Genomic DNA, 12568 nt, shown 5'->3' with positions numbered 1-12568 from the left:
TAACTTCGAATGCCGAAGCGTTGACCCACTATTGTGGTGCTGCTGCCTTTGCTCAACCTCGCGGCTTTTATACCCAAAGTCCCTACCAGCGCCCTTCCAGGCCGCAGGACGTGACCGATGCAATCATCACCACCAGCCTGACCAGCGACCAACTTTCAAACAGTCAACATCTGTTGGCGCAACGCTTGTTATTGAATATCTACGAGCAAGACTTAGTCTTCTTACCCACGCCGCCCTTGGAACTCGACTTCAAGGCATTCAAACAATTCTATGATCCCCAGCACGCCGCCAGTGGCAAAAAAATCCGCCCCTTACTGGAACACTACTTATACAACTGGCTCAAGGAAGAAGTGCACATCAATGGCCCTTGGTGCCTGGACTCGTTTATCGCCCACACCGATAAAGTCCTGGATGACGTGGCCCAGGCCGAGTCAAAACTGCATGAGGTACTCACCACCAGTCGCCACCCCCAGCGTGCCGCCCGGTTTTTCATGACCCAATGCGCGGGAGACTTCCTCAGCGAAGCCTCGGCCATGGCCCGCAACGTGTTGGGCAACTGCGGCCTGTACACCAGCGAGTTGTTCAAGATCCTGATCGACGAATACGGCTACGGCGTCGACAAGAAGAAGCACAGCACCATCTTTGAAGACATGCTCCAGGACATGGACATGTCGCATCACGTGCACCACTACTGGCAGTTCTACACGCCGGCGTCGCTGTCACTCACCAACTATTTCCACTATGTATCGGCCAACCATGGCGAGCTGTTTCGGTACATCGGCGCCATGTACTACACCGAAGCCACGCTGGCGCTGACGACCAAGCACCAGTCACGCGCGATCAAGACCCTCTTCGACGGCCAGGTCTCCACGGCCTATTTCGATGAGCATGCTCACATCGATGTGCACCACGGCAGAATGGCCCTCCAGCGCCTGATCATTCCCATGATCAAGCAGTTCGGCACCAAGATCATCCCCGACCTCATCCGTGGCTTTGAAGAGTTCAAGCTCCTTCAAGACCTCGCCGACGAAGAAATGTATGCCCATATCAAATGGCATGACGAGATAGATGAACACCGCGCCAAGGCCACGGCCCTGCAGGGTCTCAAGCCGGTGGACCTGACAATCACCGAAGCGGAACACGAACTTTCAGTGCTGCACACCCACCCCAATGACGAGCTGTTCTGGGTCGAATCCGGCGAGTTGGAGTTTGTCGCCAGCCCCGAACTGACCCTGCGCCTGACTGCCGGCGAAGGCGTGGTGATTCCCAAGGGAATGCTCCATGGCACGCGCATCGTCAGCCCGTCCTGCACGTACACCGTCACCGCCATCTGAATGGGCCACCCAATGAAAGCCATCAGCCTGAATATCACCCACGCCCATTACGTGGCCGTGGAGGACAGAACCTACTTTCTGAAGCGTCATGCGTATTCGACGCAATTGCTGCCCACGGCGTGCCCCCATCGTGGCGGGCCGCTGCACATGGGCGAAATGACGGGCGACGGCCAAAGCGTGATCTGCCCCTGGCACGACAACGCCTACAAGGTCTGCAACCTGGAAAAGAAGGCGCTGCCCACCGTGCGCGTCAGAAACCAGATCAGCACCGTGGTCGGCGACACCGAACGGTGCGTGCCGCTGCTTAAACTCTCCCGTTACGACGGATGAAGCCCATGAAGACTAAATCGACATTGACCGCGTTCTATTCAATCGTGACCCTCTTCACCGGCCTCGACATGGCCATTGTGATCGCGATGGTCTGGTTCGGCCTGGAGACCACCGGCTCGACATTCCTGGTAGGCGCCACCTTGTGCGTGGCGACCGTAGTGCCCTATTTATGCGAACAGTACATCGGCAAGTTCTTCACGATTGAGCTGAGCCTGAAACGGCTGCTGTACATTCGCCTGGCTGCTTTTGCCGCCGTACTGGGGCTGTCGTTTACCCAAGCCGCCATGCTGCCGATCGGCTTTCTGGCGATCGCGTTTGTAGTGGGCGTCACCGACTACTTCACCATCAGCACCCTGGAATCGAAAAACACCAAGCTGGTGCTGGCCGGCCTCACCGACAGCGACACCTGCGCACGGTTGATGCAAACCTCCATCCAGATCGGCGCCTTCGGCGGCGCGCTCCTCGGCGGCTTGATCGTGGATGTGTTCTCGGTCAACCAGACGCTGCAGATCATCAGCCTGGCGGCAATTGTGTCACTGGCCGGCGTCTACCTGGTGGCCGACAGCCCCAGCGCCGGAGCCGCCGACCAGACCGCAGCCGCCACCAGCGCCGCGCCGCTGGACTTGCCGCGCAACCTCTACATTCTGATCATTGTGCTGAGCATGATCGGTTTCCATATCGGCGCGTTCAACAGCCTGGTGCCGATCGTTTTCCAAAAGCTCAATGATTGGAACGCGACCCTGTTTGGCGTCGCCAGTGGCCTCGCGGGCCTGGGGGCTTTCAGTGCCGCCGTGTTGCCGCGCATCAAGCTCAACAGCTACGGGGCCATCGCGCTGGTGATATTGGCGGACGTGGCAATCGTCTACTTCCAGCACCTCTACGTGATGATGGCCGCTGCGCTCCTGCTGGGCTTCTGCATCAACAGCCTGCGGATCCAGCTGCGTAAAACCCTGATCGAATCGGCGCCCAACGCCCGGGTAGCCGACGTGATCGCCGCAAAAAGCTCGCTCTACTACCTGCTGGTCAGTGGCTCGGCGCCAATGATCCTGACGTTCTTTACCACCTCGGGGTTCCTCGGACTCGAAGGCGCACGCCTGTTGATGATCGTTTCCGCCGGCTTGCTGGCCACTGCCGTACTGGCATGGAACCTGACCCCCGCCGCCTCGCCTGCCGCCACCACGGAATAAGGATTGCACGACGTGAAAACCGTACTGATTGTTGACCCATTCTCCACGGGCAAACTCTATGCGCCCTTGCTCAACGCGCAGGGCGTACGCTGCATCGCCGTGATCTCCACACGCGACTTGCCTGAACACTTTACCAACGACCTGGTCGCCGAAAATTTCCATGAGGTGTATCACTGGGAAGAAAGCCTGCTGATCACCCTGGAAAGCTTGTCACTGAGCGCCGTGATCGCCGGTTGCGAAACCGCGATCTACCTCACGGACTACCTGACGGAGCTGCTCAGCATTCCCGGCAACAGCCGCATGACCAGCGACCTGCGCCGTAACAAATTCTCCATGCAAGAGGCGTTGAAAAAGCACGAGTTGGCGCACATCGACTCGTATCTGTTGAGCTCGCCGAGTCGCATTGGCGAAGTCGTGGCCAAGCTGGAGGAGTCGGCCACTTATGTGGTCAAGCCGCTGAATTCGGCCGCCACTGAAGGCGTGGTGTTTGCCCAAGGCAAAGGCGAAGCAGAGACCGCCTTGAGAAACGCGGCCTGGCAGCAGAAAAACGACCTGGGTGAAACCAACCTCGGCTTCATCGTGCAGTCGTTTATCGCAGGGCCGGAGTACGTGGTGGACATGGTCGCCTTCAACGGCATGTACATCATTGCCAGCGTCTGCAAGTACACCAAGGTCCAGAAGAACGGCAGCATGTTTGTCTACGAAAGCCTGGACACCCTTGATCCCCAGGCTGTTGAGCTCAAGCCGCTGACCGATTATGCCCGCCAGGCAGCGGCGGCTCTCGGCGTGCGGGTCGGGCCGATTCACATGGAAATCATCTGGTCTGACGCTGGCCCGGTGATGATTGAGGCCGGTGGCCGCTTGCACGGCGGCATCGCGCCCCTGTTGTTCCAACAGGTATATCTGCCCGACCTGCTGTCGCTGTCGATCGACAGCTACCTCGGCCAGCCGCGCCCCAAAGCCGATGCAGTCAGTGAGATCAGCCATGGCCGAATCGGTTTCTTTTGCTCCGACGCACGCCGCACTTTTGCCCCACCCTTAACCCAGGCCCTCCAGAGTGCCCAGGCGGACGAAGCCTATTGCGGCCATCGGTACTTCATCGCAGCCGGCCACACCACGCCGGTCACGATTGACTTCGCCACCTGTCCGGGACTGTTCTGGCTACAGAGCCCTTCGGCGCTGCAACTGGACGCCAGTACGGCGAACCTGCGTAAACAACTGTGGGGCTAAGGTTATGCAAAGTCGCTTGATCATCAAGAAATCGGCCTGTGAGCTGGGTATCAATAATGCGTGCGCCGCCGTTATCGAAGACATCACCGTTTCGGACGACCAGTGTTTCGTCGGCGTGTTGCAAAGTAACCTGAACCACGTGGCATCGCGCCTCAATGAGCTGGACTCGAACATCGTGTATGAAGGGTTTGCCAGGCAGCTCAAAAAGCTCGGCTACGAAAACACCGTCAGCGCCAACGAAAAACTGCTGCGCCGCTTCATCGCCAAGGGCGTATACCCCATCAACAACATCGTCGACGCCTATAACGCCGTTTCGATCCGTCATGGGGTCAGCATTGGTGTGCATACCTATCATCAGAAGGACGACATCTACGTGATGCGCTCGGAAAAACCGAGGGTGCTACGCCCGCTGTTCGCCAAGAAGGCCATCACGATTCCGGTGGGCGATATCGTCTATACCTGTGGGGATGTGCCGTTGGCGAGCATCGGCAAGGTGGACGCCGATGCCCATGATTTCCGCCTGACGAAGGACTCGTCGAGGTTATTGGTGGTGATCCTGGGGCATGACGACACATCGCTTCAATTCAACCAGGGCGTCATCGAAGAACTGGTGGACACGCTTCGTCAGAAAATGCCGAACCTGAGCCATCACTTTCTTGAAACCGTTCGCGATCATGCCTAGCGCCAGGCCTTCAGCACGGGGTTGACCACGACTTCCTTCACATGTTCGATGTTCAACAGGCTTTCCTTGAAGACCATCAATTCTTCAAAGTTCCTGTAGCGGACATCGAGCATCATGTCGACGTCGCCAAACAGGGAGTAGGCGTGCACCACTTGGCTGAACTGCTGGATCTTCGGAAACACCAGATGGCAATTGCTGCCATTGAGGGTCAGCATCAAAAACGCCGATTGCAGCGTCTCGTCGTCCTCGGCGACGTTGATGGTGAAGCCCAGGATGATGCCCTTCTCAATCAACTTCTGGACACGCGACTCCACCGCCGTTCGCGACTTGTGAACTTGCCGCGCCAATTGCGCCAGGCTGACCCGGGAGTCATCCTTCAAGGCTGCAATGATCAGTTCATCAATCTTGTCCACTCTGCCGCCCCCACACCGTTCTTTTCTATAACAGACTTTCATAGCCGCTCACGCATGCCTTGGGGCCATCACGTCGCAGACTTTACGCCAGGCACGGGTTTTATGCCCAATCGACTGATCCACACCGCCCCCAGAATCACCAACCCGCCCAACGCCAAACGACCCAGCGGCTCGTGCTGGTTCCAGATCAGCAGGTTCAGCAACAACCCTACCGGCACGTGCAGGTTGTTCATCACCGCCAGCGTGCCGCCATGCACCAGGCACGCGCCCTTGTTCCACCAGTACATGCCCAGCGCCGTGCTGACCAGCCCGAGGAACACCAGCACACCCCATTGCAGTGGCGCCTGTGGCAGGAAGTCGGCCTTGGCGAACAGCAGGAACGCCGGCAACACCACCAGCAGCGCGCCGAGGTAGAAGTAACCGAAGCGCCGGTAGTGCGGCAGGTCACTCGGATAACGCGCCACCAGATGCTTGTACATCACCTGCCCGGCGGCATAGGTGAAGTTGGCCAGTTGCAGCAGCAAAAAGCCCATCAGGAAGTGCGGGGTGATCTGGTCGAAACGGATCACCGCAGCGCCCGCCACTGCCACCAGGGCGGCAACCAGTGCCCAAGGGTTGAAGCGCCGGTTCAGCGCGTCTTCGATCAAGGTCACATGCAACGGCGTGAGGATGGTGAACAGCAATACCTCCGGCACCGTCAGCACGCGAAAGCTCAGGTACAGGCACACGTAGGTCACGCCAAACTGCAACGCGCCGATCACCAGCATGCCCCGCATGAAGGCCGGTTCTACCGAGCGCCAGCGGGTCAGCGGGATAAATACCAGACCGGCCAGCACGACGCGCACCAGCACCGCGAAGTAACTGTCGACATGACCGGCGAGGTATTCGCCGATCAAACTGAAGGAAAATGCCTGAATCAGGGTGACAACCAGTAGATAGCCCATGTACGCCTCGCTTCGAATGGGCGCGACATTAAAGGTTTTCAGGGTTTGAAGAAACTCAGGGCAAAAAAAACCCGACCTCGCTAAAGCGTCAGTCGGGCAGGAGCACTTAGGAGCAACAAGTGCAAAGGGAGGTTCGTACGCGTACTTGAAGGGTTTGCGTGGAGCGATATAAACACCGCGCGATTATCTGACGATTAAAGGATCAAGCGGCTCATGCCACGAGCTGTACCAACTGGGCCTTGGCGTGGTTGACGCCCTTTTCATGGAAGTCACCGCTCAGGTTCACTCCTTCCGCGTGAATGAAAGTGACGTCATGAATCCCGATAAAGGCCATCACCTGGCGCAGGTACGGTTCCTGGTGATCGGAGCTGGCGCCGCTGTGGATGCCGCCGCGTGCGGTCAGGACGATGGCACGCTTACCGGTCAACAGACCCTGAGGCCCGGTGGGGGTGTACTTGAAGGTCACACCAGCGCGCAACACGTGATCCAGCCAGGCCTTGAGGGTGCTGGGGATGGCGAAGTTGTACATCGGCGCAGCCATCACCAGCACGTCGGCGGCCAGCAATTCGTCGGTCAGTTCGTTGGAGCGATCGAGGGATACCTGCTCGCTGTCGTTGCGCTGATCAGCAGGCTTCATCCAACCGCCCAGGAGGTTGGCGTCCAGGTGCGGAACCGGGTTGAGGGCCACGTCACGCACGGTGATCCGGTCCGCCGGGTGGGCGGCTTGCCATTGACTGATGAACTGCTGGGTCAATAGGCGGGAGATAGAGTCCTGCTGGCGAGCACTGCTTTCGATGATCAGAACGTTGGACATGGCTTCGTAGGCTCCATCTGTAATTGCTGTAAGTCGATGGAGAAAAGATTAACCAGGGCTCATTCGATTAAAAAGCGCAAAAAACTGCTATAACCCATCTAGAAATCTGTTGATAAGCGGAGTATTCCTGTGGACATGCTCCGCTGCCGCTTTATTTAGGCGCGCAGGTCAATGCGATACGCATCTTGATAATGGCGCGGTTGAACTTGACCGTAGTGTTGGTGCTTTTGCCCGCAGGCACGGTGACCGTGCGCCGACGTGGCGACTCCGGGCCGTTGGTGAAGATTACTGAACACACCGCATCAGTGGTGCCGTAGTTATTGAGCTGAATCGAACTGATGTCCTTGTCGACGTCAGTCGCCGTGTAATCAATGCTGACACCGTCAATCTTTTTGGTGACGTCGGTGGGGTAGGCAAACGCGCTCATCGGCAGCAGCGCCAGCAACACACAACAGAATTTTCTCATTCGGCAGTCTCCAATAAGGACTGCCAGCTTAGGACAAGAGGAACCCATCTTGAAAGCGCCCCGCGTTACCCTCGATCAATGGCGCACGCTGCAAGCCGTGGTCGACCATGGCGGCTTCGCCCAGGCGGCCGAAGCCCTGCACCGTTCGCAATCCTCGGTGAGCTACACCGTGGCCCGTATGCAAGACCAGCTGGGCGTGCCGTTGCTGCGCATCGACGGGCGCAAGGCCGTGCTCACCGATGCCGGTGAAGTGCTGTTGCGCCGCTCGCGGCAACTGGTGAAAAACGCCAGCCAGCTGGAAGACCTCGCCCACCATATGGAACAGGGCTGGGAAGCCGAAGTGCGGCTGGTGGTGGACGCTGCCTACCCCAACGCGCGCCTGGTCCGCGCCCTCACCGCCTTTATGCCGCAGAGCCGTGGCTGCCGCGTGCGCCTGCGCGAAGAGGTGTTGTCCGGCGTCGAGGAACTGCTGATGGAAGGCGTGGCCGACCTGGCGATTTGCGGCTTCAGCATTCCCGGTTACCTCGGCACGGAAATGAGCGACGTGGAATTCGTCGCCGTGGCCCACCCCGAACACCCCTTGCACCGCATGAACCGTGAACTGAGCTTCCAGGACCTGGAAAGCCAGATGCAAGTGGTGATCCGCGACTCCGGTCGCCAGCAGCCTCGCGATGTGGGCTGGCTCGGCGCCGAACAGCGCTGGACTGTCGGCAGCCTGGCCACCGCCGCAGCCTTCGTCGGCAGCGGCCTGGGCTTTGCGTGGTTGCCGCGGCACATGATCGTGCGCGAACTCGCCGAAGGCGTGCTCAAGCAGCTACCCTTGGAACAGGGCGGCAGCCGCCACCCCACGTTTTACCTGTACTCGAACAAGGACAAACCCCTGGGGCCGGCAACGCAGATCCTCGTGGAGTTACTGCGCACGTTTGACACGGCGCCTCTGGATGCGCCTTTCGCCGCCCCCCAACAAGCCTGAAACGGAGTTCATCCATGGCCTGGTTCGACCACGAAGGCTGCAGCCTGCACTACGAGGAATACGGCCACGGCACACCGCTGGTACTGATCCATGGCCTGGGCTCCAGCAGCCAGGATTGGGAATTGCAGATTCCGGTACTGGCCAGGCACTACCGCCTGATCGTGGTGGACGTACGCGGGCATGGTCGCTCCGACAAACCCCGCGAGCGCTACAGCATCCAGGGTTTCACCCATGACCTGGTGGCACTGTTCGAACACCTGAGCCTGCCGCCCGCCCATGTGGTGGGCCTGTCCATGGGCGGCATGATCGCCTTCCAACTGGCGGTGGACGAGCCCGACCGGGTCAAGAGCCTCTGTATCGTCAACAGCGCACCCGAAGTCAAGGTGCGCCGCCCCCATGAATACTGGTGGTGGGCCCAGCGTTGGACCCTCGCCCGCGTGCTCAGCCTGGCCACCATCGGCAGGGGCCTGGGCGACCGACTGTTCCCCAAGCCCGAGCAGGCCGACCTGCGCCGCAAGATGGCCGAACGCTGGGCAAAAAACGACAAACGTGCTTATCTCGCCAGCTTCGATGCGATTGTGGGCTGGGGCGTGCAGGAACGGCTTTCGCGGATTGCCTGTCCAACCCTGGTCATCAGTGCCGACCACGACTACACCCCCGTGGCGCACAAGGAAAACTATGTAAAACTGCTACCCGATGCGCGACTGGTGGTGATCGAGGATTCCCGCCATGCCACGCCTTTGGATCAACCCGAAGTCTTTAACGCCACCCTGCTCGATTTTCTAAAGACAGTCGAAACCACTACCCAGGATCACTGACCCATGCTGAAAAAAATCGCCTTCTTTGCCGGTTCCGTTCTGTTCGCTGCCAACCTGATGGCGGCTGAACCCGCCAAGGCGCCTCACGTACTGATCTCCACCACCAACGGCGACATTGAAATCGAACTGGACCCGGTCAAGGCGCCGATCAGTACCAAGAACTTCCTGGCCTATGTCGACAAGGGCTTCTACACCAACACGATTTTCCACCGTGTGATCCCGGGCTTTATGGTCCAGGGCGGCGGGTTCACCCAGCAGATGTCGCAAAAGCCGACCGAAGCACCGATCAAGAACGAAGCCAGCAACGGTCTGCATAACGTACGCGGCACGCTGTCGATGGCCCGCACCTCGAACCCGGACTCGGCCACCAGCCAGTTCTTTATCAACGTGGCTGACAATGCCTTCCTCGATCCAGGTCGCGATGCCGGCTACGCCGTGTTCGCCAAAGTGGTCAAGGGCATGGACGTGGTCGACATCATCGTCAACTCCCAGACCACCACCAAGCAGGGCATGCAGAACGTGCCAATCGATCCTGTCCTGATCAAGTCGGCCAAGCGCATCGACTGAGGTCTGCAGGAAACTCCGCACGCGGCCCATAAGGCCGCGGGCGCATTTGAAAGGAGAGCCCGCCCGGCGGGCGTCAACCCTAATGCTCTATCGTCGTTTTGAACAACTGATCGATATTTTCCGCGACGCGCCCAGCGAAGCCCCTCCCGATAAAGTCCTGCCCTTCTACCTCTACTACCTACGCCAGGTGTGGCCGCACTTTGCCGCGCTGCTGGTGGTGGGCCTGATCGGCGCGTTGATCGAAGTCGCGCTGTTCAGCTACCTGAGCCGCATCATCGACCTGGCCCAAGGCACGCCACCCGCCGACTTCTTCCAGGTGCACAGCACCGAGTTGATCTGGATGGCCGTGGTCGCGCTGCTGCTGCGCCCGATCTTCGGCGCCCTGCACGACCTGCTGGTGCACCAGACCATCAGCCCCGGCATGACCAGCCTGATCCGCTGGCAGAACCACAGCTACGTGCTCAAACAGAGCCTGAATTTCTTCCAGAACGACTTCGCCGGGCGCATCGCCCAGCGCATCATGCAGACCGGCAACTCCCTGCGCGACTCCGCCGTGGCGGCGGTGGATGCCATCTGGCACGTGGCGATCTACGCCATCAGCTCGCTGGTGCTGTTCGCCGAAGCCGACTGGCGCCTGATGATCCCGCTGGTGACCTGGATCATCGCCTACAGCCTGGCGCTGCGCTACTTCGTGCCACGGGTGAAGGAGCGCTCGGTGATTTCCTCCGAGGCGCGCTCCAAACTCATGGGCCGCATCGTCGACGGCTATACCAACATCACCACCTTGAAGCTGTTCGCCCATACCCAGTCCGAACAGGAGTACGCCAAGGAAGCGATCATCGAGCAGACCGAAAAAACCCAACTGGCCAGCCGCGTGGTGACCAGCATGGACATCGTGATCACCACCATGAACGGTCTGCTGATTGTCACTACCACGGGCCTGGCCTTGTGGTTGTGGACCCATTCGCTGATTTCCGTGGGCGCGATTGCCCTGGCCACCGGTCTGGTGATCCGCATCGTCAACATGTCCGGCTGGATCATGTGGGTGGTCAACGGGATTTTCGAAAACATCGGCATGGTGCAGGACGGTCTCAAGACCATCGCGCAACCATTGGCGGTGATCGACCGCGCCAACGCCCCACGCCTGACAGTGCCCCGTGGCGAAGTACGCTTTGAACAGGTGGATTTTCACTACGGCAAACAGAGCGGGATCATTGGCGGCCTGAACCTTGAGATCAAGGCCGGTGAAAAGATCGGCCTGATCGGCCCGTCCGGTGCGGGCAAGTCGACCCTCGTCAACCTGCTGCTGCGCCTGTACGACCTGCAGGGCGGGCGTATCCTGATCGACGGCCAGGACATCGCCGAAGTGGCTCAGGAATCCCTGCGCGCACAGATCGGCATGATCACCCAGGACACCTCGCTGTTGCACCGCTCGATCCGTGACAACCTGCTCTACGGCAAGCCCGACGCCACCGACGAAGAACTCTGGGCCGCCATCCACAAGGCCCGCGCCGATGAGTTCATCCCGCTGCTGTCGGACGCCGAAGGCCGTACCGGGCTGGACGCCCACGTGGGCGAACGCGGAGTGAAACTCTCCGGTGGTCAGCGTCAGCGTATCGCCATCGCCCGCGTGCTGCTCAAGGATGCGCCGATCCTGATCATGGACGAGGCGACTTCGGCCCTGGATTCGGAAGTGGAAGCCGCAATCCAGGAAAGCCTGGAAACCCTGATGAAGGGCAAGACGGTGATCGCGATCGCCCACCGGTTATCGACGATTGCGCGGATGGATCGCCTGGTGGTGCTGGAGAAAGGCCAGATTGCCGAAAGCGGCAGCCATGCTGAGTTGCTGGCCCATAAGGGCCTGTATGCGCGGTTGTGGCAGCACCAGACAGGTGGGTTCGTCGGCATCGACTGAGGCCCTCACATTGGTCGCCTGGATTTGTGTAAAAACCCTGCTGTACTCAGTGCAGTGCCCAGACGGGCGCTGAAGTAAATCTGCAGGGAGCATCACTGATTTACGGATTCGGTAGAGCGATCTATCAAGGACGTGCGGCATGTCTTTGTTCAAGCGTTCAGTCACAGAGGGGCTGGGTACGTTTTGGCTGGTGTTGGGCGGTTGCGGGAGTGCGGTGTTGGCCGCCGCGTTTCCTGCTGTCGGGATCGGGTTGTTGGGCGTGTCCCTGGCGTTCGGGCTCACGGTGCTGACCATGGCGTTTGCCATCGGGCATATCAGCGGTTGCCATCTCAACCCGGCGGTATCGGTGGGGTTGGTGGTCGGTGGGAGGTTTCCCGCCAAGGAGTTGCCGGCGTACATCGTGGCTCAGGTCATCGGTGGCGTCGTCGCGGCCGCCTTGTTGTACTTCATCGCCAGCGGCAAGCCGGGCTTTGAACTGGCCGGCGGGTTGGCCTCCAACGGCTATGGCGAGCATTCGCCGGGGGGTTATTCGATGGCGGCGGGGTTGGTCTGCGAACTGGTGATGACGGCCATGTTCGTGCTGATCATCCTCGGCGCCACCGATCACCGCGCCCCGAAGGGCCTCGCACCCATCGCCATCGGACTGGCGCTCACCCTGATCCACCTGATCTCCATTCCCGTGACCAACACCTCGGTCAACCCGGCCCGCAGTACCGGCCCGGCGCTGATCGTGGGCGGGTGGGCGATCCAGCAACTGTGGATGTTCTGGCTCGCGCCGATCCTCGGTGCGGTGGTGGGCGGTTTTGTCTATCGATGGGTGGGCCAGGAGGACCCGGCCTGAAACGTCCCGAGTCGTAGCTGCCGAGCGCAAGCGAGGCTGCGTTGCGGTGTGTCA

14 protein-coding genes are annotated in these 12568 nt (G+C 59.8%); 10 read left to right on the top strand and 4 right to left on the bottom strand.

What is annotated here, in order from left to right:
* Positions 1 to 110 precede the first annotated feature (110 nt).
* The 5 genes from AOA60_RS08550 to AOA60_RS08530 are packed head-to-tail and all read left to right on the top strand — an operon-like array spanning position 111 to position 4763.
* The gene (locus AOA60_RS08550; RefSeq protein ID WP_256592815.1) at positions 111 to 1334 is read left to right on the top strand and encodes an iron-containing redox enzyme family protein; all 1224 of its coding nucleotides are present in this window, start codon (positions 111 to 113) and stop codon (positions 1332 to 1334) included.
* A complete protein-coding gene (locus AOA60_RS08545) occupies positions 1335 to 1664 on the top strand; it encodes a Rieske 2Fe-2S domain-containing protein (RefSeq protein ID WP_256592814.1) in 330 nt (109 codons plus the stop codon).
* A gap of 5 nt (positions 1665 to 1669) precedes the next feature.
* Positions 1670 to 2851 (top strand): hypothetical protein, encoded by a 1182-nt coding sequence (locus AOA60_RS08540; RefSeq protein ID WP_099584042.1) that lies wholly within the window; start codon positions 1670 to 1672, stop codon positions 2849 to 2851.
* 12 nt (positions 2852 to 2863) lie between these two features.
* A complete protein-coding gene (locus AOA60_RS08535; protein WP_099584041.1) occupies positions 2864 to 4081 on the top strand; it encodes an ATP-grasp domain-containing protein in 1218 nt (405 codons plus the stop codon).
* A gap of 4 nt (positions 4082 to 4085) precedes the next feature.
* Positions 4086 to 4763: a phenylalanine--tRNA ligase beta subunit-related protein gene (locus tag AOA60_RS08530; RefSeq protein WP_099584040.1), complete on the top strand. Its 678-nt coding sequence runs from the start codon at positions 4086 to 4088 to the stop codon at positions 4761 to 4763.
* On the opposite strand, the gene AOA60_RS08525 is transcribed toward AOA60_RS08530, so the two are convergent.
* The 4 genes from AOA60_RS08525 to AOA60_RS08510 form a co-directional block, all read right to left on the bottom strand.
* The gene (locus AOA60_RS08525; protein WP_099584039.1) at positions 4760 to 5176 is read right to left on the bottom strand and encodes an Lrp/AsnC family transcriptional regulator; all 417 of its coding nucleotides are present in this window, start codon (positions 5174 to 5176) and stop codon (positions 4760 to 4762) included. The two genes, AOA60_RS08530 and AOA60_RS08525, sit on opposite strands and share 4 nt — an antisense overlap.
* Positions 5177 to 5244: 68 nt before the next feature.
* On the bottom strand, positions 5245 to 6120 hold the full coding sequence (locus tag AOA60_RS08520; RefSeq protein WP_099584038.1) for a carboxylate/amino acid/amine transporter: 876 nt from the start codon (positions 6118 to 6120) through the stop codon (positions 5245 to 5247).
* A 211-nt stretch (positions 6121 to 6331) separates the two neighbouring features.
* Entirely contained in the window at positions 6332 to 6934 is a 603-nt protein-coding gene (locus AOA60_RS08515) for an FMN-dependent NADH-azoreductase (RefSeq protein ID WP_099584037.1), read from the bottom strand.
* Between the two features lie 151 nt (positions 6935 to 7085).
* Entirely contained in the window at positions 7086 to 7400 is a 315-nt protein-coding gene (locus tag AOA60_RS08510) for a 3-phosphoglycerate kinase (protein WP_099584036.1), read from the bottom strand.
* Positions 7401 to 7449: 49 nt separating this feature from the next.
* On the opposite strand from AOA60_RS08510, the gene AOA60_RS08505 reads away from it, so the two are divergent.
* From AOA60_RS08505 to aqpZ, 5 genes are all read left to right on the top strand, one after another.
* A complete protein-coding gene (locus AOA60_RS08505; RefSeq protein WP_099584035.1) occupies positions 7450 to 8373 on the top strand; it encodes a LysR family transcriptional regulator in 924 nt (307 codons plus the stop codon).
* A gap of 14 nt (positions 8374 to 8387) precedes the next feature.
* The gene (locus AOA60_RS08500; RefSeq protein WP_099584034.1) at positions 8388 to 9191 is read left to right on the top strand and encodes an alpha/beta fold hydrolase; all 804 of its coding nucleotides are present in this window, start codon (positions 8388 to 8390) and stop codon (positions 9189 to 9191) included.
* 3 nt (positions 9192 to 9194) lie between these two features.
* Positions 9195 to 9758 (top strand): peptidylprolyl isomerase, encoded by a 564-nt coding sequence (locus tag AOA60_RS08495; RefSeq protein WP_078825643.1) that lies wholly within the window; start codon positions 9195 to 9197, stop codon positions 9756 to 9758.
* Positions 9759 to 9840: 82 nt separating this feature from the next.
* Positions 9841 to 11673, top strand: coding sequence for an ABC transporter ATP-binding protein (locus AOA60_RS08490; RefSeq protein ID WP_099584033.1), 1833 nt, complete (start codon positions 9841 to 9843; stop codon positions 11671 to 11673).
* A gap of 139 nt (positions 11674 to 11812) precedes the next feature.
* Positions 11813 to 12514 (top strand): aquaporin Z, encoded by a 702-nt coding sequence (gene aqpZ, locus AOA60_RS08485; RefSeq protein WP_099584032.1) that lies wholly within the window; start codon positions 11813 to 11815, stop codon positions 12512 to 12514.
* The last annotated feature ends 54 nt before the right edge of the window (positions 12515 to 12568 follow it).

The sequence above is a fragment of the Pseudomonas sp. 2822-17 genome (assembly GCF_002742485.1).
GTDB classification, from domain to species: Bacteria; Pseudomonadota; Gammaproteobacteria; order Pseudomonadales; family Pseudomonadaceae; genus Aquipseudomonas; species Aquipseudomonas cyclaminis.
This window is presented reverse-complemented; position numbering and strand designations above follow the sequence as displayed.

Bases quoted from the DNA above. Each gene is read 5' to 3' on its own strand.
- AOA60_RS08545 (WP_256592814.1), top strand. From the start codon at position 1,335: ATGGGCCACCCAATGAAAGCCATCAGCCTGAATATCACCCACGCCCAT.
- AOA60_RS08540 (WP_099584042.1), top strand. From the start codon at position 1,670: ATGAAGACTAAATCGACATTGACCGCGTTCTATTCAATCGTGACCCTC.
- AOA60_RS08530 (WP_099584040.1), top strand. From the start codon at position 4,086: ATGCAAAGTCGCTTGATCATCAAGAAATCGGCCTGTGAGCTGGGTATC.
- AOA60_RS08520 (WP_099584038.1), bottom strand. From the start codon at position 6,120: ATGGGCTATCTACTGGTTGTCACCCTGATTCAGGCATTTTCCTTCAGT.
- AOA60_RS08515 (WP_099584037.1), bottom strand. From the start codon at position 6,934: ATGTCCAACGTTCTGATCATCGAAAGCAGTGCTCGCCAGCAGGACTCT.
- AOA60_RS08510 (WP_099584036.1), bottom strand. From the start codon at position 7,400: ATGAGAAAATTCTGTTGTGTGTTGCTGGCGCTGCTGCCGATGAGCGCG.
- AOA60_RS08500 (WP_099584034.1), top strand. From the start codon at position 8,388: ATGGCCTGGTTCGACCACGAAGGCTGCAGCCTGCACTACGAGGAATAC.
- AOA60_RS08495 (WP_078825643.1), top strand. From the start codon at position 9,195: ATGCTGAAAAAAATCGCCTTCTTTGCCGGTTCCGTTCTGTTCGCTGCC.
- AOA60_RS08490 (WP_099584033.1), top strand. From the start codon at position 9,841: ATGCTCTATCGTCGTTTTGAACAACTGATCGATATTTTCCGCGACGCG.
- aqpZ (WP_099584032.1), top strand. From the start codon at position 11,813: ATGTCTTTGTTCAAGCGTTCAGTCACAGAGGGGCTGGGTACGTTTTGG.